General features: G+C 72.7%; 22 protein-coding genes and 1 pseudogene. 5 read left to right on the plus strand and 18 right to left on the minus strand.

Annotated elements, in window-relative coordinates; translation table 11 throughout:
* The 4 genes from OEY_RS28610 to OEY_RS0117305 form a co-directional block, all read left to right on the plus strand.
* Positions 1-243: OpcA/G6PD domain-containing protein (locus tag OEY_RS28610; protein ID WP_010595096.1), on the plus strand; the 243-nt coding region annotated here is incomplete at its 5' end.
* Positions 236-1,003, plus strand: a complete 768-nt coding sequence (gene pgl, locus OEY_RS0117295; protein WP_010595097.1) for a 6-phosphogluconolactonase — start codon at positions 236-238, stop codon at positions 1,001-1,003. The genes OEY_RS28610 and pgl, both read left to right, overlap by 8 nt.
* Before the next feature lie 345 nt (positions 1,004-1,348).
* A complete protein-coding gene (locus OEY_RS0117300) occupies positions 1,349-1,831 on the plus strand; it encodes an SRPBCC domain-containing protein (RefSeq protein ID WP_010595098.1) in 483 nt (160 codons plus the stop codon).
* 89 nt (positions 1,832-1,920) lie between these two features.
* Positions 1,921-3,807, plus strand: a complete 1,887-nt coding sequence (locus OEY_RS0117305) for an alkyl/aryl-sulfatase (RefSeq protein ID WP_010595099.1) — start codon at positions 1,921-1,923, stop codon at positions 3,805-3,807.
* Positions 3,808-3,846: 39 nt separating this feature from the next.
* On the opposite strand, the gene OEY_RS0117310 is transcribed toward OEY_RS0117305, so the two are convergent.
* From OEY_RS0117310 to rpe, 16 genes are all read right to left on the minus strand, one after another.
* The gene (locus OEY_RS0117310) at positions 3,847-4,257 is read right to left on the minus strand and encodes a nuclear transport factor 2 family protein (RefSeq protein ID WP_010595100.1); all 411 of its coding nucleotides are present in this window, start codon (positions 4,255-4,257) and stop codon (positions 3,847-3,849) included.
* A gap of 117 nt (positions 4,258-4,374) precedes the next feature.
* Positions 4,375-7,146 (minus strand): phosphoenolpyruvate carboxylase, encoded by a 2,772-nt coding sequence (gene ppc / locus OEY_RS0117315; protein WP_010595101.1) that lies wholly within the window; start codon positions 7,144-7,146, stop codon positions 4,375-4,377.
* Between the two features lie 70 nt (positions 7,147-7,216).
* The gene (gene secG / locus OEY_RS0117320; protein ID WP_003939471.1) at positions 7,217-7,450 is read right to left on the minus strand and encodes a preprotein translocase subunit SecG; all 234 of its coding nucleotides are present in this window, start codon (positions 7,448-7,450) and stop codon (positions 7,217-7,219) included.
* A gap of 73 nt (positions 7,451-7,523) precedes the next feature.
* Entirely contained in the window at positions 7,524-8,306 is a 783-nt protein-coding gene (tpiA, locus tag OEY_RS0117325) for a triose-phosphate isomerase (RefSeq protein ID WP_010595102.1), read from the minus strand.
* Between the two features lies 1 nt (position 8,307).
* On the minus strand, positions 8,308-9,534 hold the full coding sequence (locus tag OEY_RS0117330; RefSeq protein ID WP_010595103.1) for a phosphoglycerate kinase: 1,227 nt from the start codon (positions 9,532-9,534) through the stop codon (positions 8,308-8,310).
* Between the two features lie 20 nt (positions 9,535-9,554).
* The gene (gene gap / locus OEY_RS0117335; protein ID WP_010595104.1) at positions 9,555-10,574 is read right to left on the minus strand and encodes a type I glyceraldehyde-3-phosphate dehydrogenase; all 1,020 of its coding nucleotides are present in this window, start codon (positions 10,572-10,574) and stop codon (positions 9,555-9,557) included.
* Between the two features lie 155 nt (positions 10,575-10,729).
* Positions 10,730-11,707: a DNA-binding protein WhiA gene (gene whiA, locus OEY_RS0117340; protein WP_017682091.1), complete on the minus strand. Its 978-nt coding sequence runs from the start codon at positions 11,705-11,707 to the stop codon at positions 10,730-10,732.
* Positions 11,704-12,759 carry a gluconeogenesis factor YvcK family protein gene (locus OEY_RS0117345; protein WP_010595106.1) on the minus strand — a complete coding sequence of 352 codons (1,056 nt, stop codon included), beginning with the start codon at positions 12,757-12,759 and terminating at the stop codon, positions 11,704-11,706. Before OEY_RS0117345 ends, whiA begins: the two co-directional genes overlap by 4 nt.
* Positions 12,756-13,610, minus strand: coding sequence for an RNase adapter RapZ (rapZ, locus tag OEY_RS0117350; RefSeq protein ID WP_172603666.1), 855 nt, complete (start codon positions 13,608-13,610; stop codon positions 12,756-12,758). Before rapZ ends, OEY_RS0117345 begins: the two co-directional genes overlap by 4 nt.
* Positions 13,611-13,681: 71 nt before the next feature.
* Positions 13,682-15,850, minus strand: a complete 2,169-nt coding sequence (gene uvrC, locus OEY_RS0117355; RefSeq protein ID WP_029540084.1) for an excinuclease ABC subunit UvrC — start codon at positions 15,848-15,850, stop codon at positions 13,682-13,684.
* A gap of 9 nt (positions 15,851-15,859) precedes the next feature.
* A complete protein-coding gene (locus OEY_RS0117360) occupies positions 15,860-16,333 on the minus strand; it encodes a PH domain-containing protein (protein ID WP_010595109.1) in 474 nt (157 codons plus the stop codon).
* Positions 16,330-16,812 carry a 6,7-dimethyl-8-ribityllumazine synthase gene (gene ribH, locus OEY_RS0117365; protein WP_010595110.1) on the minus strand — a complete coding sequence of 161 codons (483 nt, stop codon included), beginning with the start codon at positions 16,810-16,812 and terminating at the stop codon, positions 16,330-16,332. The genes OEY_RS0117360 and ribH overlap by 4 nt, the downstream gene beginning before the upstream one ends.
* Complete coding sequence (locus tag OEY_RS0117370; RefSeq protein ID WP_006937680.1) at positions 16,813-18,063, minus strand: bifunctional 3,4-dihydroxy-2-butanone-4-phosphate synthase/GTP cyclohydrolase II; 1,251 nt, start codon at positions 18,061-18,063, stop codon at positions 16,813-16,815.
* A gap of 60 nt (positions 18,064-18,123) precedes the next feature.
* A complete protein-coding gene (locus OEY_RS0117375) occupies positions 18,124-18,732 on the minus strand; it encodes a riboflavin synthase (protein WP_010595111.1) in 609 nt (202 codons plus the stop codon).
* Positions 18,733-18,744: 12 nt separating this feature from the next.
* Positions 18,745-19,788, minus strand: coding sequence for a bifunctional diaminohydroxyphosphoribosylaminopyrimidine deaminase/5-amino-6-(5-phosphoribosylamino)uracil reductase RibD (gene ribD / locus OEY_RS0117380; protein WP_228287154.1), 1,044 nt, complete (start codon positions 19,786-19,788; stop codon positions 18,745-18,747).
* Positions 19,785-20,468, minus strand: coding sequence for a ribulose-phosphate 3-epimerase (gene rpe / locus OEY_RS0117385; RefSeq protein ID WP_010595113.1), 684 nt, complete (start codon positions 20,466-20,468; stop codon positions 19,785-19,787). The genes ribD and rpe overlap by 4 nt, the downstream gene beginning before the upstream one ends.
* 172 nt (positions 20,469-20,640) lie before the next feature.
* Here rpe and ppsA point away from each other — a divergent pair, with 172 nt between their 5' ends.
* Positions 20,641-22,920, plus strand: a complete 2,280-nt coding sequence (ppsA, locus tag OEY_RS0117390) for a phosphoenolpyruvate synthase (protein WP_010595114.1) — start codon at positions 20,641-20,643, stop codon at positions 22,918-22,920.
* Between the two features lie 65 nt (positions 22,921-22,985).
* On the opposite strand, the gene OEY_RS0117395 is transcribed toward ppsA, so the two are convergent.
* Positions 22,986-23,915: a 1-phosphofructokinase family hexose kinase gene (locus OEY_RS0117395; RefSeq protein ID WP_010595115.1), complete on the minus strand. Its 930-nt coding sequence runs from the start codon at positions 23,913-23,915 to the stop codon at positions 22,986-22,988.
* 91 nt (positions 23,916-24,006) lie between these two features.
* Positions 24,007-24,247 (minus strand): annotated as a pseudogene (locus tag OEY_RS28615) (rRNA small subunit methyltransferase B); the annotation flags it as partial.

A 24,247-nucleotide genomic window follows, 5' to 3' on the forward strand; every position in this document is an offset into this window, starting at 1 on the left:
CCGGTGCACCGCGCGGTGGGCGATCTGCGGGTCGAGTTGCGCACCCGAACCCAGACGATCTCGCTCGAGCGGCCTCAGGACGGGCGCGTGGCCACGCTGCGGCGCACCGGCAAACCCGATTCGCTGATCACGCTCGCACGCCGCGACTCCTCGGAATGCCTCGCCGAGGAACTGCGGCGGCTCGATCCCGACGAGGTGTACCACGCGGCCCTGACGGCCCTGTCGAAGGTGGAATATGTCTGACGCGCGCCACATCTCCGGGAACGTCCACGTGCGGCGCTTCGAGTCGGGCGACGAGCTCGCGCGGGCGGCCGCCGCAGCGTTCGTCGAGACCGTGGTCGCCGCGCAGCGCGACCGCGGCCACGCCGCGGTGGTGCTGACCGGCGGCGGCACCGGCATCGCCGTGCTCGACGCGGTCCTGCGGGCTCCCGGCGGAATCGACTGGTCCGCGGTCGACGTGTACTTCGGCGACGAGCGGTACCTGCCGCCGGGCGATCCCGAGCGCAACGAGGTCCAGGCCCGCGCGGCGCTGCTCGACCACGTGCCGCTCGATCCGGCGCGGGTGCACGCGATGCCCACCCTCGACGAGGCCGGGGCCGGTTCCCCCGAGTCGGCGGCCCGCGCGTACGCGCAGGTGCTCGCCGCGAACTCCTCCGACGGCAGCACCCCCGAGTTCGACGTGCACCTGCTGGGGATGGGCGGCGAGGGACACGTCAACTCGCTGTTCCCGCACACCGACGCGGTGCGCGAGCAGGATCGCTTCGTCGTCGGCGTCGACGACTCCCCCAAGCCGCCCGCCGCGCGGGTCACGCTCACCCTCCCGGCGGTCCGCCGTGCCCGGCAGGTGTGGCTCCTCGTCACCGGCGCGGCCAAGGCCGAGGCCGTCGCGGCCGCGGTGGGCGGCGCCGACGCGGTGGACATCCCGGCCGCCGGGGCGCGGGGCCGCGAACAGACCGTGTGGTTCCTCGACACGGAGGCCGCCGCGGCGCTGCCCGCGGGCTGACCGTCACCACCGCCGCCCGTCCCGGTCGGGTCCGCCGGACCGCGGATCCGGGGGCACACGGCCGTCGGTCACGCCGCAACGCAGGCGTGCCGCCCAGCTCGGATTGCGGGTCGCGCGCAGCCCGGTGAGGCGGCCACGGCGGCATCGCTCCGTCCTACGGTCCATCGCGAAGCTCCTCCCCTACGGTGTTCCCTGCCCAGTTCGGTGTTCCCAGTTCCGTGTTCCCTGCCCAGTTCGACGCCGCGGCCACCCCCGCGGTTCCCGCGGGACGGCCCGGCGCATACCCGGCGGGCTGCGCTCCGGCGGACCACAATGGGGACAGCACTGCGTGGAAAGGAGCCTTCGATGAGCACCCCGACCACCGTCCTGGGCGAGATCCGGCCCGAGCACGGCTGTCCGGACGGGTCCTCCCTCGTCACCCTGCACTACGTGCGCAGCTTCGCCCTGCCGGTCGGCGAGGTGTGGGCGGCGCTGACCGACCGGCTCGAACACTGGTACGGACGGTGGACGGGCGACCCCGCCTCGGGACGGGTGCAGCTGACGATGACCGACGAGCACGACACGGCGACGACGGACGTGCGGATCCTGCGCTGCGACCCGCCCCACGTCCTCGTCGTCGACCAGGACGGGTGGCAACTCGAGCTCACGACGAAGCAGGTGGGGGTCGTCACCACCCTCGAGTTCTCGCACCGGCACGTCCCGCGGTCGGAGACCTCGGAGATCGGTCCCGGCTGGCAGTACTACCTCGACCGGCTCGACGCCGTGCTCGGCGGCCGGGCCCTGCCGCACTGGGAGGGCTACCTCGAACTCGCCGACGAGTATCGGTGAGTCGCGCCCGATTCCGGTGATCACCGGCCTGCGCCGGCAACGTCCTCTACGCTCGGGGCACCGCGCAACTTCCGGGGAGGACGGCGGCCATGAGCGCTTCCGGTGCCAGCGAGACCACTCGGCGGAACCTGCAGGCCGCGGCGGCCACGCTGCCCGCGGACGACGGGCAGGACTTCGAGGATGCGACGCGCGGGTTCGTCGGCCGCAGCGAGCAACGGACGATCACCACCGCGGACGGACGCGTGGTGTGGGACCTCGACGCCTACGCGTTCCTCGACGGGCCCGCCCCGCCGACGGCGCATCCGAGTCTGTGGCGGCAGAGCCGGCTGCTCACCGAGGACGGCCTGTTCGAGGTGGTGCCGGGGATCTACCAGTTGCGCGGGTTCGACCTGTCGGTGATGACCGTCGTCGAGGGTGACACCGGGGTGATCGTGATCGACCCGCTGATCAGCGCGGAGACCGCCGCGGCGGCGCTGACGCTGTACCGGCGGCACCGCGGCGACCGGCCCGTGTCCGGAATGATCTACACCCACTCCCATGTCGACCACTTCGGTGGCGTCGAGGGGGTGCTCGACGCGGAACTCGTCGCGGCCGGGACGGTCCCGGTCGTCGCCCCGGCCGGGTTCCTCGAACATGCGGTGTCGGAGAACCTGTTCGCGGGCACGGCGATGTCGCGGCGCTCGGGTTACATGTACGGGGCGGCGCTCGGGAAGGGGCCGGCCGGTCAGATCGGTGCCGGGCTGGGCCAGACCACGTCGGCCGGCACCGTCACGCTCATCGCGCCGACCGTCGACATCACCGCGACCGGGCAGGAGCTCACCGTCGACGGGGTACGGATGGTCTTCCAGCTGACCCCCGGCACCGAGGCCCCCGCCGAGACGAACATCTGGTTCCCCGAGCGGCGCGCGCTGTGCGCGGCCGAGAATGCCACCCACACCCTGCACAACATCCTCACGTTGCGCGGTGCGGTGGTGCGCGACGCGCACGCCTGGGGCCACTACCTCAACGAGACGATCGGCCTGTGGGGCGACGCGCTCGAGGTCGTGTTCGCCTCGCACCACTGGCCGACCTGGGGCCGGGAGCGAGCGCTCGAATTCCTCGCCGTGCAGCGCGACATGTACCTGTACCTGCACGATCAGACGGTGCGGATGATGAATCAGGGCCTCGTGGGCGCGGAGATCGCCGAACGGTTCGAGTTGCCCCCGGCCCTGGCGGCGGCGTGGCACACCCACGGCTACTACGGCTCGGTGAGCCACAACGTCAAGGCGATCTACCAGCGGTACATGGGGTGGTACGACGGCAACCCCGCCAACCTGTGGGCCCATCCCCCGGCCGAGGCCGCCCGCCGGTACGTCGACGCCATGGGCGGCGCCGACGCCGCCCTCGCCGTCGCGCGAGGTGCCTTCGAGGAGGGCGACTACCGCTGGGTGCTCGAGGTCTGCAAACATCTGCTGTTCACCGACGACACCGATCAGGCCGCCCGGGACCTGCAGGCCGACGCGATGGAGCAACTCGCGTACGGCGCCGAGAACGGCACCTGGCGCTGCGTCTATCTGGCCGGCGCGAAGGAACTCCGCGAGGGAATCTTCGGGTCGCCGGTGCAGTCCTCGGGCGACTTCCTCGATGCGCTGACCGTCCCGCAGCTGTTCGACAGCCTGGCGGTGCGGGTGGACGGACCCCGCGCGTGGGATCTGCAGCTGGTGATCACGTGGGTCCTGACCGACCTCGGGACCACGTATCTCACGGAACTGCGCCACGGCGTGCTCAACCATCGGACCGTGCCCGAGCCGCCGCCGGACAGCACCGTGTTCACCCTCACCCGCCGCGCCCTGATCGGTGCCCTCACCGGGCAGCTGGATGCGGCGGCGGCCCTCGCGGACGGGACGATCGCGGTGACGGGCGACCCGACAGTGGTGGCCCGGCTCGTCGAGGTACTCGCACCGGTGGATCCGGACTTCGCGATCGTCACGCCCTGACGTCCGCCTCGGCCGGACCCGCGGTGCACGCGCCGCGGGTCAGCCGGGCCGGAGGACGCCGAAGTCGCCGAGGTCGTGGGAGATGGTGAAGGTGCGCGACGTCAGGCGCCAGCCGTCCCGGGTGCGGACCCACCGGTCGTCGTACTCGCCGAAGCACTCGTAGCTCGCCCCGGCGGCCGGGCCCGCGCCCACGTGGTGGACGCGGGCGTACGTCAGCGACCGGGCCCGGTCGCCGTCGACCTCGATGCGGTGGTTGCCCAGCAAGTGCTGCGAGGGTCCGCAGCCGCCGAGATGGGCGCGGACCACGGCGACGATGCCGTCGCGCCCCGCCACGCCGTAGCCGGTCGCGGAGTCGGTGAAGGCGGCACCGAGACCGGCCCAGTCCCGGCGGTCGAGGGCGGAGGCGAGTTCGGCGAGCCGTTCGACGATCTGTTCGCGGTCATGAGTCACCCGTCCAGGTGTAGCGGGTCACGGCCGTTCGGCGCGCCGTCGTCCCGCTGAGCGGGCAGCTCCGGCCGGTCCGGCCCGGCCGGACCGGCCGCTGCCGCCCCGGCCTGCTGCCCGGCGCTAGCCGCTGTTCCGCAGCGCGGTCGCGAGGCCGTTCATCGTCAGCTGGATGCCGCGGCGGACCCGGTCGGTGTCCTCCCCCGCCCGGAACCGGCGCAGCAACTCGACCTGCAGGTGGTTCAGCGGCTCGAGGTACGGGAAGCGGTTGTGCACCGACCGGGCGAGCGCCGGGTTGTCCGCGGTGAGCTCGGAGTGCCCCGTGATCGCCAGGTAGACGCGCACGGTGCGCTCGTGTTCCGCGGTGATCTTGTCGAACACCCGGTCCCGCAGGTCCGGGTCCGGCACCAGTTCGGCGTAGCGCGCCGCGAGACCGAGGTCGGACTTGGCCAGCACCATCGCCATGTTGGACAGCACGGTGCGGAAGAACGGCCAGCGCCGATACAGGCCGGTGAGGGTGGCCAGGCGCGCCTCGTCGCCCGCGATCCAGGTCTCGACGGCCGTCCCGGTGCCGTACCAGCCGGGCAGCATGACACGGGACTGGGTCCATGCCAGCACCCAGGGGATCGCCCGCAGGTCGGCGATCGACGACGTCGGCTTGCGCGAGGTGGGCCGGCTGCCGATGTTCAGGGCCCCGATCTCCGCGACCGGCGTGGCCGTCCGGAAGTACTCGACGAAGCCCGGGGTCTCGTGCACGAGATCGCTGTAGGCGGCGCGGGCAAGTTCGGCGAGCTCGTCGAGCACCGCGTACGCCGGGCCGGCGTCGCTGCCGAGTCCCTCGACGTCGAGGAGGGTGGACTCGAGGGTCGCGGCGACGAGGGACTCGAGATTGCGGCGCGCCAGCTTCGGCTCGGCGTACTTCGCCGCGATCACCTCACCCTGCTCGGTCAGGCGCAGCGAGCCGGCGACGGCCCCGGGCGGCTGCGCAAGGATCGCGTCGTAGCTCGGTCCGCCGCCGCGACCGACGGTGCCGCCGCGGCCGTGGAACAGGCGCAGCCGGATCCCGGCGGTGCGCGCGGCCTCCACCAGGTCGAGTTCGGCCCGGTACAGCGCCCAGTTCGCGGCGAGGTAGCCGCCGTCCTTGTTCGAGTCCGAATAGCCCAGCATGACCTCCTGGACCCCGCCGGCGGAGTCGACGAGGTTGCGGAACTCGGGGACGGCGAGGGCGGCGGTGAGGATCTCGGCGCCGTGCCGCAGATCGTCGATGGTCTCGAACAGCGGGATCACCGCGACCGGGCAGCGCGGCCCGGCGATGTCGTGCTCGACGAGGCCGGCCTCGTCGAGCAGAACCAGCGCCTCGAGCAGATCCGAGACCGAGCTGCACATGCTGACGATGTAGTGCGGCACGGCATCCGGGCCCAACCGGGTCACGGCGTCGGCGGCGGCACGGAGCACGCCGAGTTCACGGGCGGTGTCGGCGCCGAGCCGCGCGCCGGGCGCGCTGAGGGGACGGCGGGTGCGCAGTTCGGCCGCGAGCAGCGCGACCTTCTCCTCCTCGGGCAGCGCCGGGTAGTCGTCGGTGACACCGGCCCAGCTGAACAGTTCGGCGATCACCCGGCCGTGCACCTCCGCGTTCTGCCGCAGGTCGAGGGAGGCGAGGTGGAAGCCGAAAGCCTCGACGGCGCCGCGCACGTGCGCGAGCCGGTCGTCGGCGAGGACCGCGCTGCCGCCGGCGCGCAGGGCGGCGTCGAGGATGTCGAGGTCGGCGAGCAGTTCGGCGGGCGTGTCGTAGGCGGTCAGCCGGCTCGGCACCGCGTGCGGCGGTGGGTCGTCGAGCAGTCGCGCCGCGGTGGCGGTCAGGCGGCCCCGGATGCCGCGCAGCGCGCGGCGGTACGGTTCGTCAGCGCGCGACGGGGCGGCGTCACCGGAGGCGTCGGCGAGGCGGGCCAGGTCGTCGGTGACGCGGACCAGACGTGCGGACATCGACAGCTCCTGCTCGAGCCGTTCGAGCTCGGCGAGGTGATGGCCGAGGGCGGTCGCGGCGGCCCGGTCGGTGGCGCGGTGGACGACCTCGGCGGTGACGTTGGGGTTGCCGTCGCGGTCGCCGCCGATCCAGGTTCCGGTGCGCACCAACGGGTCCGGCAGCAGCGGGACGCCGGGCCAGCGTTCGCGCAGGGCGCGCCGGACCTCGGCGTTGAGGGCCGGGACGACGCGGAACAGGGCGGCGTCGTAGTAGCGCAGGCCCACTTCGATCTCGTCCTGGATGCGCAGGCGGGCGAGCCGGATGAGGGCGGTCTGCCACAGGGTGAGGATCTGCCGCCACAGGTGCAGGTCGATGTCGGATCGCTCGTCGGGTTCGGCGCGTTCGCGGCGGCGCATGAGATCGGTGATGCGGGTCTGCACGTCGAAGACGGTGCGGCGGCGGGTCTCGGTGGGGTGGGCGGTGATCACCGGGGAGACGAGGGCGCCGTCGAGCGCGGCGGCGACCTCGGCGGGGTCGAGTTCGGCGGCGTCGAGCTTGCGGTAGGTGGCGGCCAGGGAGCTGTCCTGTGCCGGCTCCCCGGCGCGCACGTGCACGGCGCGGCGGCGTTCCCGGTGCAGGTCCTCGGCGAGGTTCGCCAGCAGCGCGAAGTGGCTGAAGGCCCGGATGACGGGGAGGGTGTCGTCGGTGGGGACGTCGGCGAACATCGCCGCGAGTTCGGCGCGGTCGATCTCGGAGCGGCGCACGCGGAAGCTCTCGACGCGGGCGCGTTCGACGAGGGCGAAGAGGTGCTCGCCGGCCTGTTCGCGGACGATGCGGCCCAGCATCCCGCCGAGCAGCCGGATGTCCTGGCGCAGAGGTTCGGTGGCGGAGCGGGACCCGGAGGGGTCGGCCGGGCGGGCGGTATCCGTCATCCGGTCAGTATCGCGGCCGACGCACGACGGCGCGACCCGGAAGTCCGGGTCGCGCCGTCGTGCGCAGTGCTCAGCTGAACTTGATCTGCAGGCCGATGCCGAGGATGGCGATCAGCCAGACGATGCCGGTGAACACGGTCAGCCGGTCGAGGTTCTTCTCGGCGACACTGGAGCCGGACAGGCTGGACTGGACACCGCCACCGAACAGGGTGGACAGACCGCCGCCCTTGCCGCGGTGCAGCAGCACGAGCAGGATCAGCAGCAGGCTGGTGGTGATCAGCAGGATGTCGAGGAACAGTGCCATGGCGCCAGACTACAGGGCGCCGTCGCGGCGCCCTTCCGGGCCTCGGGGGATCCGGAAGGGCACCGCGGGTGCCTTACAGCGGCCCGCCCGCGGCGATGGCGGACAGCTGGGCGAACTCGTCGGCCTTGAGCGAGGCACCGCCGACGAGACCGCCGTCGATGTCGAGCTGGGCGATCAGTTCGCCGACGTTCTTGGCGTTGACCGAGCCGCCGTAGAGCACGCGGACGGCGTCGGCGGTCTCCGGGGAGGCGAGCTCGGCGAGGGTGGCGCGTACCGCCGCGCACACCTCCTGGGCGTCGGCGGCCGAGGCCACCTTGCCGGTGCCGATGGCCCAGACCGGCTCGTACGCGACGACGATCTTCGCGATGTCGTCGGACGAGAGCCCCGCGAGGGATCCGCGCAGCTGGGCGACGTTGTGGGACACGTGCTGACCGGCTTCGCGGATGTCGAGGCCTTCGCCGATGCACACGATCGGGGTCAGGCCGTGCCGCAACGCCGCCTTGGTCTTGGCGAGGACGATCTCGTCGGTCTCGCCGTGCAGGGTGCGTCGCTCCGAGTGGCCGACCACCACGTAGGTGCACCCCAGCTTGGCCAGCATCGCGCCGCTGATCTCTCCGGTGTAGGCACCCGAGTCGTGGGCCGAGACGTCCTGCGCACCGTAGGTGAGCAGCAGCTTGTCGCCCTCGATCAGCGTCTGCACGCTGCGGATGTCGGTGAACGGCGGCAGCACCGTCACGTCCACCTTCTCGAGGTACTTCTCCGGCAGCGCGAAGGCGATCTTCTGCACGAGGGCGATGGCCTCGAGGTGGTTGAGGTTCATCTTCCAGTTGCCGGCGATGAGCGGCTTTCGGGTCATCTCAGGCCTCCGGTGCGGTGTCGTCGAGGGCGCTGATCCCGGGCAGCTCCTTGCCCTCGAGGTATTCGAGGGAGGCGCCGCCGCCGGTGGAGATGTGGGAGAACCCGTCCTCGGGGAGGCCGAGCAGACGCACGGCCGCGGCCGAGTCGCCGCCGCCGACGACGCTGAACGCGCCGGAGCGGGTGGCCTCGACGATCGCCTCGGCGACCCCCTTGGTGCCGGCCGCGAACTTCTCGAACTCGAACACGCCCATCGGGCCGTTCCAGAACACGGTCTTGGCGCCGGTGAGGTACTGGGCGAACCGGGCCACCGACTCGGGTCCGATGTCCAGGCCCATCCAGCCGTCGGGGATCTCGGTGGTGGGCACCGTCTTCGCCTCGGCGTCGGCGGCGAAGGAGTCGGCGACGACCACGTCCTGCGGGATGTGGATGACGTCGCCGAACCGCTCGAGCAGGTCCTTGCACGTCTCGGTCATCGATTCCTCGAGCAGCGAGTTGCCCACCGGGATGCCTTGCGCGGCAAGGAAGGTGAAGCACATGCCGCCACCGATGACGAGGGTGTCGACCTTGGGGGCGAGGGCTTCGATGACGGCGAGCTTGTCGGAGACCTTCGAGCCGCCGAGCACCACCGCGTAGGGCCGCTCCGGGTCGCTCGTGAGCTTGGCGAGGACCTCGACTTCGGCGGCGACGAGGTTGCCCGCGTAGTGCGGGAGCAGCTTCGCCACGTCGTACACCGAGGCCTGCTTGCGGTGCACCACGCCGAAGCCGTCGGAGACGAAAGCCCCGTCGTCGCCGACGAGTTCGACGAGGTCGCGGGCCAGCGCCTGCCGCTGCGCCTCGTCCTTGCTGGTTTCGCGCGGATCGAAGCGAATGTTCTCGAGCAGGAGGATGTCGCCGTCGGTCAGGCCTTCCGAGCGGGCCAGCGCGTCCTGCCCGACGACGTCGCCGGCGAGCTGGACGTTGCGGCCGAGCACGTCGCCGAGTTTCGCCGCGACCGGGGCGAGGGAGAACTTCGGATCGGGCTCGCCCTTGGGCCGGCCCAGGTGGGCGGTGACGACGACCTTCGCGCCCGCCTCGGCGAGCGCGGCGATCGTCGGGGCGGACGCGATGATGCGACCGGGGTCGGTGATCGTCGCGCCGTCCAGCGGGACGTTGAGGTCCGAGCGCACCAGCACGCCACGGCCCTCGACGCCGGCGGCGAGCAGATCCTCGAGAGTCTGAACTGCCACTGTTCGACTGTCCTGTTCGGTCAGAGGGACTTCGAGACCAGGCCGATGAGGTCGACCAGGCGGTTGGAGTAGCCCCACTCGTTGTCGTACCAGGAGACGATCTTGACCTGGTCGTCGATGACCTTGGTCAGGCCGGCGTCGTAGATCGACGAGTGCGGATCGGTGACGATGTCCGAGGAGACGATCTCGTCCTCGGTGTACTTGAGGATGCCCTTGAGCGGGCCCTCGGCGGCCGCCTTCATCGCCGCGTTGATCTCCTCGACGGAGGCCGGGGTGGCGAGGTTGGCGGTCAGGTCGGTGACCGAGCCGGTGGGGATCGGCACGCGCAGGGCGTAGCCGTCGAGCTTGCCGACCAGCTGCGGCAGGACGAGACCGATGGCCTTGGCGGCGCCGGTGCCGGTGGGCACGACGTTCAGGGCGGCGGCGCGGGCGCGGCGCAGATCCTTGTGCGGGCCGTCCTGCAGGTTCTGGTCCTGGGTGTAGGCGTGGACCGTGGTCATCAGGCCCTTGACGATGCCGAAGCTGTCGTCGAGGACCTTGGCGATCGGTCCGAGGCAGTTGGTGGTGCACGAGGCGTTGGAGATGATGTTCTGGCTGCCGTCGTACTTGTCGTCGTTGACACCCATCACGACGGTGAGGTCCTCGCCCTTGGCGGGCGCCGAGATGATCACCTTCTTGGCGCCGGCGTCGAGGTGACCCTTCGCCTTCGACGCGTCGGTGAAGATGCCCGTCGACTCGACGACGACGTCGACGCCCAGGTCGCCCCACGGCAGCGCGGCCGGGCCTTCCTTGACCTCGAGGGCCTTGATCCGGTGGTCGCCGACGACGATGGTGTCCTCACCGTCGAGGCTGACATCCTGCGGCAGCCGGCCGAGGATCGAGTCGTACTTGAGCAGGTGGGCCAGAGTCGCGTTGTCGGTGAGGTCGTTGACCGCGACGATCTCGATGTCGGTGGTGCCGAGCGCCTTCTGCGCCTCGACAGCCCGGAAGAAGTTACGTCCGATACGACCGAAGCCGTTCACGCCTACCCGGACAGTCACAATTACGCTCCTTTGCCCATTTCTTCTGGTTGTGCCAGTGTTGCCCGCCGCGGCGCCGGAGACACCGGCGCCCACCGGCAGGACTCATCGGTCGATGTGACCCCTACCCTATCTGCGGTGCCGGCGGAGTGCGGCAGGAGGCCCGGGCCGGTCGGCTAGGCCTCGTCGAGCAGCTCCGGGGTCACTGCCGATTCGGTGTCGGGGATGCCGAGATCCTTGGCGCGGCGATCGGCCATGGACAGCAGTCGGCGGATGCGTCCGGCGACGGCGTCCTTCGTCATCGGGGGGTCGGCGAGCTGGCCCAGTTCCTCGAGGGAGGCCTGCCGGTGCTGGACGCGCAGGGCGCCCGCCGCGGCGAGGTGGTCGGGCACGTCGTCGCCGAGGATCGCCAGGGCCCGTTCGACGCGGGCGGCCGCGGCCACGGCGGCGCGCGCGGAGCGGCGCAGGTTGGCGTCGTCGAAGTTGGCGAGCCGGTTGGCGGTGGCGCGGACCTCGCGCCGCATCCGGCGCTCCTCCCAGGTCAGCCGGGTGTCCTGGGCACCCATGTGGGTGAGCAGCGCCCCGATGGCTTCGCCGTCGCGCACGACGACCCGGTCGGCGCCGCGCACCTCGCGGGCCTTGGCGGCGATGCCGAGGCGGCGGGCGGCGCCGACGAGCGCGAGCGCGGCCTCCGGGCCGGGGCAGCTGACTTCGAGGGCGGAGGAGCGGCCCGGCTCGGTGAGCGAGCCGTGGGCGAGGAAGGCGCCGCGCCACGCCGCTTCGGCGTCGGCGATGCTGCCGCCGACGACCGGGGCGGGCAGGCCCCGCACCGGGCGGCCACGCACGTCGAGCAGGCCGGTCTGACGGGCGAGGGCCTCGCCTTCCTTGGCGACGCGCACCACGTAGCGTGAGCTCTTGCGCAGTCCGCCGGCGCCGAGGACGTGCACCTCCGCCGAGTAGCCGTAGAGCTCGAAGATCTCGCGGCGCAACCGGCGGGCGATCGACCCGAGGTCCACCTCGGCCTCCACGACGACGCGGCCGCCGACGATGTGCAGCCCGCCGGCGAAGCGCAGGAGGGCGGACACCTCGGCCTTGCGGCTGCTGGTGCGGGTGACCGCCAGCCGGCTCAGCTCGTCCTTGACCTCCGCTGTCATTGCCACGTCGGGATCTCCCTTCCGTCCCGCTGCGCGAGATCCCGGGGGCGGGCCGCGTCGGGCAGGTGTCGTTCCAGGACCGCCGCCAGTTTGGCGGGATCGTGTCGGTGGGTGCCGGTCTCGGCGACGTCGGCGTAGACCACCCGGGCGCCGAATCCGGCGGCCGCCCGGCACAGGTGTTCGCGTTCGCGTCCTTCGGGTACCGACGCGGAGTCGACGACCACGTGGTCGACCCGGAAGTCGGGGGCGTGCTGGGCCAGCACGTGCAGATGCCGCTCGGTGGAGAATCCGGCGGTCTCCCCCGGTTCGGCAGCGAGGTTGAGCACCAGCACCTTGTGGGCGGGCGCCGCCACCAGCGCCTCGTGCAGCTCGGGGACGAGCACGTGCGGGATGACGCTCGAGAACCACGAGCCGGGCCCGAGCACGACGAGGTCGGCGGCGCCCACCGCGTCGAGCGCGTCGGGGCACGCCGGCGGGTCGGCCGGGATCAGCCGCACGCGCCGCACCTTGCCGGGGGTGGTGGCGACGGCGACCTGCCCGCGGATGATCCGGCTGGCGCGCGGATCCGATTCGAGGCCGGAGACGTCCGCCTCGATGTCGAGGGCGATCGGCGACATCGGCAGCACCCGGCCGCGCACCTCGAGCAGCTCGGCGACGCGGTCGAGCGCGGCCACGGGGTCGCCGAGCACCTCGGTCAGTCCGGCCAGGATCAGGTTGCCGACCGAGTGTCCCGCCAGGGCGCCGGTGCCGCCGAACCGGTGCTGGACCGTCTCGGTCCAGGTGTGGATGCGGGGGGTGTCCGCGGCGAGCGCGGCCAGGGCCATGCGCAGGTCGCCGGGCGGGATGACGCCGAGTTCGGCGCGCAGCCGCCCGGAGGACCCCCCGTCGTCGGCGACGGTGACGACGGCGGTGACGCGGTTACTGAGCCGGCGGACGGCGCTGAGGGTGGCGTACAGGCCGTGGCCGCCGCCCAGGGCGACGATCGACGGTTCCGGCGCGGCGACCTGCCCGCCGGGCCCGGGTGCGGGGGCCGCGGTGCCGGGGCCCGTCATTCGCGCCCCAGATCCCGGTGCGCGACGTGCACCGCCAGCGTCGGGTCGGTTTCCAGGCGCGCGGCGAGGGCCTCGCTCATCGCCACGCTGCGGTGCTTGCCGCCGGTACATCCCACCGCGATCGTCATGTAGCGCTTTCCCTCCCGGCGGTAGCCGGCCGTGGTCAGTTCGAGGAGCCGATGATAGGTCTGCAGGTAGTCCTGGGCCCCGTCCCGGCTCAGCACGTAGTCGCGGACGTCGTCGTCCTGGCCGGTGTGCGGGCGCAGTTCGGGCACCCAGTGCGGGTTGGGCAGGAACCGCACGTCGCACACCACGTCCGCGTCCATCGGCAGACCGTACTTGAACCCGAAGGATTCGACGGTGACCCGGATCGAGTCGGCGTCGCCGTCCCCGAACGCGGAGTCGATCTTGCGGCGTAGTTCCGGACCGGACAGCGACGACGTGTCGACCACCAGATCGGCGGCCGCCTTCACCCCGGCGAGCTGGGCGCGTTCGGCGGCGATGCCGTCGGTGAGGGTGCGGTCGGCGGTGTCGGCCTGCAGCGGGTGGCTGCGCCGGACCTGCTCGAAACGACGCACGAGGACCTCGTCGGTGGCCTCGAGGAACAGCACCCGGGTGCGCACGGGCCGGGCGGCCAGTTCGGTGACGACCCAGCCGAGGTCGCCGGTGAACAGGCGGCTGCGGACGTCCATGACCACGGCGAGGCGCTGCAGGGGCGGGTCGGCCTGCACCGCGAGATCGACCATCGAGGTGACCAGTTGCGGGGGCAGATTCTCGGCGACGAACCAGCCGAGATCCTCGAGTGCCGTCGCGGCGGTGCTCAGGCCGGCCCCGGACAGGCCGGTGACCAGGGCGACCTCGGCGCGCGGGCGGAGTTCACCCCGCGGCCGGGGTCGAGGCTGCGCCGTCTGCGCCTGCTGCGTCACCGTTCCGTCTCCGTTCGTCCGCCCGACACGCCGACGGTGCCATCATCACTCACCGGCGTGTCCGGCGCAGCCTCGCCCGCCGTCTCGGTGTCCGGGGCGTCGCCGCGCAGGGCGTCGAGCACGGCGCGGGCGGTGGCGACACCGATGCCCGGCACCGCGGTGATCTCCTCCACGCTCGCCTCCCGCAGCCGGGCCACCGACCCGAAGTGCGCGACGAGCGCGTTGCGCCGCGCCTGCCCGAGCCCGCGAACCCCGTCGAGCGCGGACGCGGTCATCCGCCGGGACCGCTTGCTGCGGTGGTAGGTGATGGCGAAGCGGTGCGCCTCGTCGCGCACCCGCTGCAGCAGGTAGAGCGATTCGCTGGTGCGCGGCAGGATGACCGGATCTTCCTCTCCCGGCACCCACACCTCCTCGAGCCGTTTGGCCAGGCCGATCACCGCGACGTCGGTGATGCCGAGTTCGTCGAGCACCTCCGCCGCGGCGGCGACCTGCGGGGCACCACCGTCGACGACGTACAGGTTCGGCGGGTACGCGAAGCGGCGGGGCCGCCCGGTGGCCGGGTCGAGCGCGGCCTCCGGGGCGAGGTCACCGCCGTCGCCGTCGCGGGCGGCGACCGGGTCACCGCGGCGGGCCGCGTCCGGGTCACCGCGGCGGGCCGCGACCAGGTCACCGCCGGCCGCGGCGAGGTCCCGGTTGTGCCGCAGGAATCGGCGCCGGGTCACCTCGGCGATGGAGGCGACGTCGTCGGAGCGGCCGTCGCCGGCGGCCTCGCGGATGGCGTAGTGGCGGTAGTCGGACTTGCGGGGCAGGCCGTCCTCGAACACCACCAGCGACGCCACGACGTCGGTGCCCTGGACGTGGCTGATGTCGACGCACTCGATGCGCAGCGGCGCCGAGTCCAGGTCGAGGGCCTCCTGGATGCCCTGCAGGGCGGCCGAGCGGGCGGTGAAGTCACCGGCGCGGCGCAGCTTGTGCTGGGTCAGCGCCTCGTGCGCGTTGCGCTGCACGGTCTCGGCGAGGGCCTTCTTGTCCCCGCGCTGCGGTACCCGCAGCCGCACCGGACCCCCGCGCAGGGTGCCGAGCCAGCGGCTCATCTCCTCCGGGTCGGGCGGCAGGGCGGGCACGAGCACCTCCCGCGGCACCGCGCTGCCGGCCGGTTCGGCCCCGGCAGCCGACAGCGCGGCCTCCTCGCCGTAGAACTGGGTGAGGAACTGCTCGACGAGCAGCGACACCTCCGTCTCGGCGTCGGACGCGCCTGCCGCGGTCTCGGGCCGGTCGACCACGTCCCCGGACTTCTCCACCACCCAGCCGCGCTGTCCGCGCACGCGGCCGCCGCGCACGTGGAACACCTGTACGGCCACCTCGAGCTCGTCGCCGGCGAAGGCGACGAGGTCGGCGTCGGTGCCGTCGCCGAGCACCACCGCCTGCTTCTCCATGGCCCGGCGCAGCGCCCCGAGGTCGTCGCGCAGGCGCGCGGCGGTCTCGAAGTCCAGGTCTTCGGCGGCGGCCTGCATGCGCTGTTCGAGGTCGCGGACCAGCTTGTCGGTGCGGCCGGCGAGGAAGTCGCAGAAGTCTTCGACGATGCGCCGGTGCTCGTCGGCGTCGACGCGGCCCACGCACGGCGCCGAGCACTTGTCGATGTAGCCGAGCAGGCACGGGCGGCCGATCTGCGCGTGACGCTTGAACACCCCGGCGGAGCAGGTGCGGGCCGGGAACACCCGCAGCAGCAGGTCCAGGGTCTCGCGGATGGCCCAGGCGTGGGAGTAGGGCCCGAAGTACCGCACGCCCTTGCGGCGCGGTCCTCGGTAGACGAACAGCCGCGGGTAGTCCTCGTTCAGCGTCACCGCGAGCATGGGGTAGGTCTTGTCGTCGCGGTAGCGGACGTTGAAGCGCGGATCGAACTCCTTGATCCAGTTGTACTCGAGCTGGAGCGCCTCGACCTCGGTGCCCACCACGGTCCACTCGACGGACCCGGCGGTGGTCACCATCTGGCGGGTCCGCGGGTGCAGCGACGCGACGTCGGCGAAGTACGAGTTCAGCCGCGAGCGCAGGCTCTTGGCCTTTCCGACGTAGACGACGCGGCCGTGCGGGTCGCGGAACTTGTACACCCCCGGCTCCACCGGGATGGTGCCGGGAGCAGGGCGATAGGTCGAGGGGTCGGGCACGGGTCCAGGCTAGTCGGCGGTGCCGACGCCCCCGCCGTACCGCTGTTCGAGCTCGCGGAACGCGGTCAGCGCCGCGACGGCGTGCTCGCCGTCGCGGGCCTGTACCGCGACGACGGGCACGTACTCGTCCTGCGGCAGCTCGAGCCTCGGCCACGGCTTGCCCTGGGGGAAGCTCATGCCCCGGACCTGATCCCAGCCGAACGCCTTCTCGCCGAGGATGTTGCGGACTGCCACGCCGGCGGCCCCGGCGCGCAGCCGGGGCCGGGTCAGCAGCAGCACACCGCCGGAGACGACCACCCCCACGCAGACGATGGCGATCTGATCGGCGAGGCGCAGGTTCACGCCGGTGTCGCCGCCGGCGCGCAGCACGAGCGCGGCCCCGATGTGGCCGAGCATGAGCAGGACCGCCGCGACGATCGCCCACCGGGTCATCTTGCGGCTGCGGACCTCGAGGTCCCAGACGGTGTCGGCGGCGGAGGTCACCGCGCGGCCCCGCGCAGCCGCTGCAGGGTGACGGCGGTGTCGAGGGCGGCGGCGCACGCCTGGCCGCCCTTGTCCTCGGCGGAGCCGGGCAGTCCGGCCCGGTCGAGGGCCTGTTGTTCGTCGTTCGTGGTCAGGACGCCGTTGCCGACGGGGGTGCCCTCGTCCAACGCGATGCGGGTCAGCCCGTAGGTGACCGCGTCGCACACGTACTCGAAGTGCGGGGTGCCGCCGCGGATCACGACGCCGAGGGCGACGACCGCGTCGTGGGTACGGGCCAGCTGCTGGGCGACGACCGGCAGCTCGATCGCACCGGCGACGCGTTCGACGGTGACGTCGGTGACGCCGGCCTGCTCGGCGACGCGCTGCGCCCCGGCGACGAGCGCCTCGGAGATCTCGGTGTGCCAGCGGCCGGCGACGATGGCCAGCTTCAGCCCGGCCGCCTCGGACAGCTGCAGCTCGGGCAGTCCTTCGCCGCTCATCTACGCGTCCCCCGCCTCGTAGTCGTCCAGGCCGATCAGGTCGTGGCCCATGCGGTCCCGCTTGGTGCGCAGATAGGTGATGTTCTCGGAATTCGCGCGCAGCGGCATCGCCACCCGCTCGGTGATCTGCAGCCCGTAACCGTCGAGGCCGACCCGCTTGGCCGGGTTGTTGGTGAGCAACCGCATCGACGAGATGCCCAGGTCCACGAGGATCTGCGCGCCGATGCCGTAGTCGCGGGCGTCGGCGGGCAGGCCGAGCTGCAGGTTCGCGTCCACGGTGTCCGAGCCGGAGTCCTGGAGCTGGTAGGCCTGCAGCTTGTGCATCAGCCCGATGCCACGGCCCTCGTGTCCGCGCATGTACAGCACCACGCCGCGGCCCTCCATGGCCACCATCTCGAGTGCGGCGTCGAGCTGCGGGCCGCAGTCGCAGCGCAGCGAGCCGAACACGTCGCCGGTCAGGCACTCCGAGTGCACCCGCACGAGCACGTCGGCCCCCTCGCCGTCCGGGCCGGGGATGTCGCCGAGCACCAGCGCGACGTGTTCGACCTCGTCGTAGACGCTCTGGTAGCCGACGGCGGTGAAGTCGCCGTGCCGGGTGGGGATGCGGGCCTCGGCGATGCGCACCACGTGCTTCTCGTGCTTGCGGCGCCAGGCGATCAGGTCGGCGATGGAGATCAGGGCGAGCTTGTGTTCGTCGGCGAAGACCCGCAGTTCCTCGGTCTGAGCCATGTGGCCCTCGTCCTTCTGCGAGACGATCTCGCAGATCACCCCCGCCGGACGCAGGTCGGCCATGCGGGCGAGGTCGACGGCGGCCTCGGTGTGGCCGGGCCGGCGCAGCACGCCGCCCTCCTTGGCGCGCAGCGGCACCACGTGCCCGGGGCGGGTGAAGTCCTGCGCGGTGCTGTTCGGATCGGCGAGCAGGCGCATCGTCGTGGCCCGGTCCGACGCGGAGATGCCGGTGCCGATCCCTTCGCGCGCGTCGACGGTCACCGTGTAGGCGGTGCCGTGCTTGTCCTGGTTGGTCGAGTACATGGGGGGCAGGCCGAGGCGGTCGCAGTCCTCACCGGCCAGCGGCACGCACAGGTACCCGGAGGTGTAGCGCACCATGAACGCCACGAGTTCGGGGGTGGCCTTCTCGGCCGCGAAGATGAGGTCGCCCTCGTTCTCGCGGTCCTCGTCGTCGACCACGACGACCGCCTTGCCGGCTGCGATATCGGCGATCGCGCGCTCGATGGTGTCGAACCTCGTCACTTGCGTGGGCTCCAAAATCTCGTGTACGGACAAACTGATTGCCGAGTTCAACAGTACGACTCAGCGGCCGGCGGCCTGCAGCCGCTCCACATACTTGGCGATGACGTCGACCTCGAGGTTGACGAGCGTGCCGGGCGCGGCACTGCCCAGGGTGGTCAGCGACAACGTCGTCGGGATCAGGGAGATCTCGAACCACTCGTCGCCGGGCGTCCCGCCGAGGGCGGAAACGGTCAGCGAGACCCCGTCCACGGTGATCGAGCCCTTGTGCACCACGTACCGGGACACCTCCGCCGGCAGCGAGATCCGCACCACGGTCCAGTTCTCCGACGGGGTGCGGGAGAGCACGGTGCCGGTGCCGTCGACATGCCCCTGGACCAGGTGCCCGCCGAGACGGCTGTTCAGCGCCGCGGCCCGCTCCAGGTTGACGCGGCTGCCCGGACCGAGCTGCGACAGGCTCGAACGGTCGAGGGTCTCCTTCATCACATCGGCGGTGAAGGAGTCACCGCCCTGGACGTCGACGACGGTCAGGCACACACCGTTGACGGCGATGGAGTCGCCGTGGCCGGCGTCGGAGGTCACCACGGGCCCGCGGACGGTGAACCGCGCCGCGTCGGCGAGGTCCTCCCGCGCGACGATCTCCCCCAGTTCCTCCACGATCCCGGTGAACACGTACCCGCTCCTTCACTCCCGGTCGGGGACCAGGGTCAGCAACACGTCGGCGCCGACGGTTTCGACGCGCTCCCGACGAAACCGTAGCGCCTCGGCGATCGTGCCCACGCCCGCGTCCCGTACGGCGGACGGTCCGGCCCCGAGCAGGACCGGCGCGAGATAGGCCTGGATGCGGTCGACCCGGCCGGCGGCGAGGAACGCCCCGGCCAGGCGCGGGCCGCCCTCGAGCAGCACGTCCGCCCGGTCCGCGAGCGCGCCGAGCACCTCGTCGGGGTCGTGGGTGCGCAGCACCAGGGTCGGCGCGGCGTCGTCGAGAACCCGTGCGGTCCTGGGGATTTCACTTCGGCCGACGACGACGCGCAGCGGTTGGTGCGGGGCGAGCGAGCCGTCCGGCCGCCGGGCGGTCAACCACGGGTCGTCGGCGAGGACGGTGCCGGTGCCGACGACGATCGCGTCGAGGCGGGCACGCTCGGCGTGCACGCGGGCCCGCGCCTGCGGGCCGGAGATCCAGCGGCTCGTGCCGTCGGCCGCGGCGCTGCGCCCGTCCAGGCTCGCCGCGTACTTCCAGGTCACATGGGGACGTCCCGTGCGCTGCCGGTGCAGCCAGGCGCGCAGCGCGCCCGCCTCGGCGAGTTCGGCGCCGAACCCGCCGTGCACGCTCACCCCGGCGGCGCGCAGGGTCTGTGCGCCGCCGGCGGCGGGCGGATTCGGATCGGTCACCGCGTAGTAGACGGCGGCGACGCCGGCACGCAGCAGCGCCTGCGCGCACGGCCCGGTGCGGCCGGTGTGGTTGCACGGCTCGAGGGTGACCACCGCGGTGCCGCCGCGGGCCCGCTCCCCCGCTTCGGTCAGGGCCACGACCTCGGCGTGCGGGCCGCCCGGCGGGCAGGTCGCCCCCACCCCGGCGACCTGCCCGGCCGCGTCGAGGATCACCGCGCCGACCGGCGGGTTGGGGGTGGTGGTGCCGCGCACCGATTCGCCGGCGTCGAGCGCGAGGCGCAGGGCCGCGTCGAGCGGTGCGCCGCTCACCGCCGCCCCACGCGGAGCACCGCTCACGGGGCCAGGGTCAGGTGCGGGGAGGCGTGCGCGGCCCGCTCGCGCAGCTTGCGCACCGCCTCGCCCGGGTCGTCGGCCCCGTACACGGCCGACCCGGCGACGAAGCAGTCGACACCGGCCTCGGCGGCCGCCTCGATGGTGTCGGCGTTGATGCCCCCGTCGATCTCGACGAGCAGGGTCAGCTCGCCGGCGTCGACGAGCCGGCGGATGGCGCGGGCCTTGTCGAGCACGTCCGGGATGAAGGACTGGCCGCCGAATCCGGGCTCGACGCTCATCACCAGCAGCGTGTCGAACTCCTCGAGGATCTCGAGGTACGGCTCGATCGGGGTGCCGGGCTTGACGCTCAGCCCGGCCCGCGCACCGGCGGCCCGGATGTCGCGGGCGACGGCGACGGGGTTGTCGGTGGCCTCGACGTGGAAGGTGACGTTGTGGGCGCCCGCCTCGGCGTAGGGCGGCGCCCAGCGACCCGGATCCTCGATCATCAGATGGCAGTCGAGCGGGATGTCGGTCGCCTTCAGCAACGACTGCACGACCGGAAGGCCGAGGGTCAGGTTCGGGACGAAGTGCGCGTCCATGACGTCGACGTGCAGCCAGTGCGCGTCGGCGACCGCGGCGGCCTCGTCGGCGAGCCGGGCGAAGTCCGCGGAGAGGATGGAGGGAGCAATCATCGGGTGGGCCACGTCCACCGAGTTTAACGGTCCCGGCGGCGGACTCTGCCGCCCGTCACGGTGCCCGCGCCGCCGGCGCGGGTTTTCATGACTTTCGACCCCTGGTTCGGTCTGCTGGGCGATGCTTGAGTGGACGATGGCGGGTCCGGAACCGCTGGGCCCGATGCGGCAGTGGGGAGCGAGAATGGCCACGCACACGGTGTGGGTTCGACCGATCGGCGACGTGGGCGCGGAGGACGCGCCGACGGTGGGCGGCAAGTCCGCCAACCTCGGGGAGATGACCCGCGCCGGGTTCCCCGTGCCGCCCGCCTTCGCCATCACCACCGCCGCCTATCTCGATGCGATGGCCGCGGCGGGAGTGCGCGACCGGCTGCGCGCCGAGGCCGTCCCGGCCCCCGACATCGACGACGCGACGCTGATCCGCACCTCGGCGGAACTGGCGGCGCTGGTGACCGAGTCCACGGTGCCCGACGAAATTCGCGCCGCCATCGTCGCCGCCTACGAGAAACTGGGCGTGGACGTGCCGGTGGCGGTGCGGTCCTCCGCGCCCGCCGAGGACGCCGCGGACACCTCCTTCGCGGGAATCCACGAGTCGTACACCAACATCGCCGGTGCCGACGCGGTGGTGCGCGCCGTGCAGGCGTGCTGGGCGTCGCTGTGGTCCGAACGCGCCCGCACCTACCGCGGCCTGCGCGGGGTGACCGACGAACCGTCCATCGCCGTCGTGGTGCAGGTGATGGTGCGCTCGGAATCGTCGGGGGTGGCGTTCACGGCCGATCCGCGCACCGGCGAACTCGATCGCATCGTCGTCGAGGCCGCCCTCGGTCTGGGCGAGGTCGTCGTCGGGGGGCAGGTCGAGCCCGACACCTACGTCGTCGCCAAGGACGGCTTCACGGTGCTCGATGTACATCTCGGGCATCAGGAGTTCCAGATCGCCTCCACCGACGCCGGCGACAGCCGCGTCGCGGTCGATTCGTCACGGCAGATCCGCGTGCTCGACGAGGAGCAGCTCGGGAAGGTCGCGCGGCTCGCCGCGGACGTCGAACAGCACTACGGCCGGCCGCAGGACCTCGAGTTCGCGTTCGCCGAGGGTGAGCTGTGGATCGTGCAGACCCGCCCGATCACCACCCTCGGGATGCCTGCCGCCGCTGCGGCGTCGGGCAACGGACAGGCGGCGCCGCTGCTGACCGGGCTCGGTGCCGGCCCCGGCCGGGCCACCGGACGGGTCCGGGTGCTGCACGAGCTGGTCGACGGCAAGCGCCTGAGCGACGGGGAGATCCTCGTGGCCCCGATGACGCGCCCCGACTGGCTGCCGATCCTGCGCCGCGCCGGCGGCATCGTCACCGACGGCGGCGGCATCACCTGCCACGCCGCGATCGTCGGCCGCGAACTCGGCAAACCCGTCGTCGTGGGTGCCCGCACCGCGACGCAGGACCTGCAGGACGGCCAGCTGATCACCGTGGACGGCGACGCCGGCGTCGTCTTCGACGGGGAGGTCCGCGCCGAGCGGCCGGCCGCGGCCCAGACCGCCGCCCCGGCGGCCGCCGCATCCGCGCCGACCGTCACCGCGACAGCCGTGTACGTCAATCTCGCCACCCCGGACGCCGCGCAGGCCGTCGCCGACACCGACGTCGACGGGGTGGGGCTGCTGCGGGCGGAATTCATGATCACCGAGGCGCTCGCCGGCCAGCATCCCGCCTACATGATCGCGCAGGGCCGGCGCGAGGAGTACGTGTCGAAGATGGCCGACGGCGTCGCGCGGATCGCGGCGGCCTTCGCCCCGCGTCCGGTGGTGTACCGCGCGATCGACCTGCGCAGCAACGAGTTCGCGAACCTCGAGGGCGGCGAGACGGAGCCGGACGAGGAGAACCCGATGATCGGGTACCGCGGCTGCTTCCGCTACGTGCGCGACCCCGAGCTGTTCTCGCTCGACCTCGACGTCCTGCATCGCGTACGCGCGCAGCATCCCAACGTGCACCTGATGATCCCGTTCGTGCGCACCCGCTGGGAGCTGAAGGAATGCCTGGGCCAGCTCGACGCGCATCCGCTCGGCACCGATCGGCGGATGCTGCGCTGGATCATGGCCGAGGTCCCGTCGGTGGTGTACTGGCTGCCCGAATACGCGAAGCTCGGCATCCACGGCGTGTCGATCGGCAGCAACGACCTGACCCAGCTCGTGCTCGGCGTCGACCGCGACTCCGAGATGTGCAAGGACCTGTTCGACACGCTCGACCCGGCGGTGCTGGACGCGATCGACCACATCATCGAACGCGCGTCGGCGGCCGGCCTGACCACGTCGCTGTGCGGGCAGGCCGTCTCCACCAGCACCGAGCTCGCCGAGCATCTCGTGCGCCGGGGCATCACGTCGGTGTCGGTCACGCCGGACGCGGCCGCACAGACCCGGCGCACGGTGGCGCGGGCCGAGCAGCGGATCGTTCTGGACCGCGCCCGGCACGAGCACTGACGACCCCGGGCGACCGGACCCGTCGGCCCGCTCGGCACCGCCCGGACGACGGGGACGATCGGGTGTCACCGCTCGCGCGCGAGGACGTCGAACCGTTCGACGTCCTCGCGCCGGCAAACCTGGCTGCCCGGGGTGAGCAGCGCCGCCGAGCCGGCGGCGATGCCCAGTGCCATGGCGTCGCGCAGCGACCGCCCCCGCAGCAAGCCGACGACCAGTCCGGCGACCATGCTGTCGCCCGCGCCGACGGCGCTGCGCACGGGCACGTCCAGCGCTTTCACCCGCGCGGTCGTGTCGGCGGAGACCAGCAGCGCCCCGTCCGGCCCGAGCGAGACCACCACGACCTCGGCGATGCCGGCGTCGACGAGCTCGTGGGCGGCCGCGGCCTGTTCGTGCGGGGTGCGCAGTTCCCGGCCCACCCACTCGCGCAGCTCCCGCAGGCTCGGTTTGACCAGGTGCACACCGGACTTGATGCGGCGCAGCGCGTCCCCCGACGAGTCGAGGACGAAGCGGGCGCCGGCATCGGTGGCCGCGTCGGCCACGCGCTGGACGAACTCGCCCGGCACACCCGGCGGCAGGCTGCCGCTGGCGACGACGTACCGCGCACCGGTGGCGGTCTCGACGAGCATGTCCAGGCACCGTTCCTGATCCCGCACGCTCAGCTCCGGGCCGGGCAGCACGAACCGATACTCCTGGCCGGTGCTGCGCTCGATCGCCGTGAACGACTCCCGGGTCATGCCGTCGATGTCGATGCGCCGGCTGTCGACGCCGCCGCCGGACAGCAGCGCCGAAAGCATGTCCCCGGTCGGGCCGCCGGCCGGATACACCGCTGCGGCCGAGACACCGAGCACCCCGGCGACCTTCGCGACGTTGATCCCGCCGCCGCCGGCCTCGAGTCGCGGCGCCTCGCAGCGCAGTTTGCTGGTGGGCCGCACCTGCTCGGTATAGGTGGTCATGTCGAGCGCCGGGTTCATGGTCACGGTGACGATGTCGGGCACGACGTGCCTCCTGCCGGGAGCGGGCGGGTCGCGTCCGACCGTATCCGAGCGCGGACCGATTCTCCCGGCGTTCGCGCGGCGAGCTCGCCGGTCAGCTCGCCGGGGCGCGCAGCGCGGCCATGAACATCGCGTCGGTGCCGTGCCGGTGCGGCCACAGCTGCACGGACGGACCGTCGCCGAGACGCGGCACGCCGGGCACGAGCTCGCGCGTGTCGAGCTGCTCGACCCGGTGCCGCCGGACGGCGTCGGCGACGACGGCGAGGGTCTCGGACGTGTGCGGCGAGCACGTCGCGTACAGCCCCCCCCCCCCCGGCCGCAGCAGCCCGATCGCC

It is taken from the genome of Rhodococcus sp. P14 (assembly GCF_000256505.1).
Taxonomy (GTDB): Bacteria; Actinomycetota; Actinomycetes; order Mycobacteriales; family Mycobacteriaceae; genus Rhodococcus; species Rhodococcus ruber.

Coding starts and splice junctions, on each gene's coding strand:
- whiA (WP_017682091.1), bottom strand. CDS start 11,707: ATGACAGCGGAGGTCAAGGACGAGCTGAGCCGGCTGGCGGTCACCCGC.
- ribH (WP_010595110.1), bottom strand. CDS start 16,812: ATGAGCGGCGAAGGACTGCCCGAGCTGCAGCTGTCCGAGGCGGCCGGG.
- OEY_RS0117345 (WP_010595106.1), bottom strand. CDS start 12,759: ATGACGGGCCCCGGCACCGCGGCCCCCGCACCCGGGCCCGGCGGGCAG.
- secG (WP_003939471.1), bottom strand. CDS start 7,450: ATGGCACTGTTCCTCGACATCCTGCTGATCACCACCAGCCTGCTGCTG.
- OEY_RS0117305 (WP_010595099.1), top strand. CDS start 1,921: ATGAGCGCTTCCGGTGCCAGCGAGACCACTCGGCGGAACCTGCAGGCC.
- tpiA (WP_010595102.1), bottom strand. CDS start 8,306: ATGACCCGAAAGCCGCTCATCGCCGGCAACTGGAAGATGAACCTCAAC.
- pgl (WP_010595097.1), top strand. CDS start 236: ATGTCTGACGCGCGCCACATCTCCGGGAACGTCCACGTGCGGCGCTTC.
- ppc (WP_010595101.1), bottom strand. CDS start 7,146: ATGACGGATACCGCCCGCCCGGCCGACCCCTCCGGGTCCCGCTCCGCC.
- ppsA (WP_010595114.1), top strand. CDS start 20,641: ATGGCCACGCACACGGTGTGGGTTCGACCGATCGGCGACGTGGGCGCG.
- OEY_RS0117300 (WP_010595098.1), top strand. CDS start 1,349: ATGAGCACCCCGACCACCGTCCTGGGCGAGATCCGGCCCGAGCACGGC.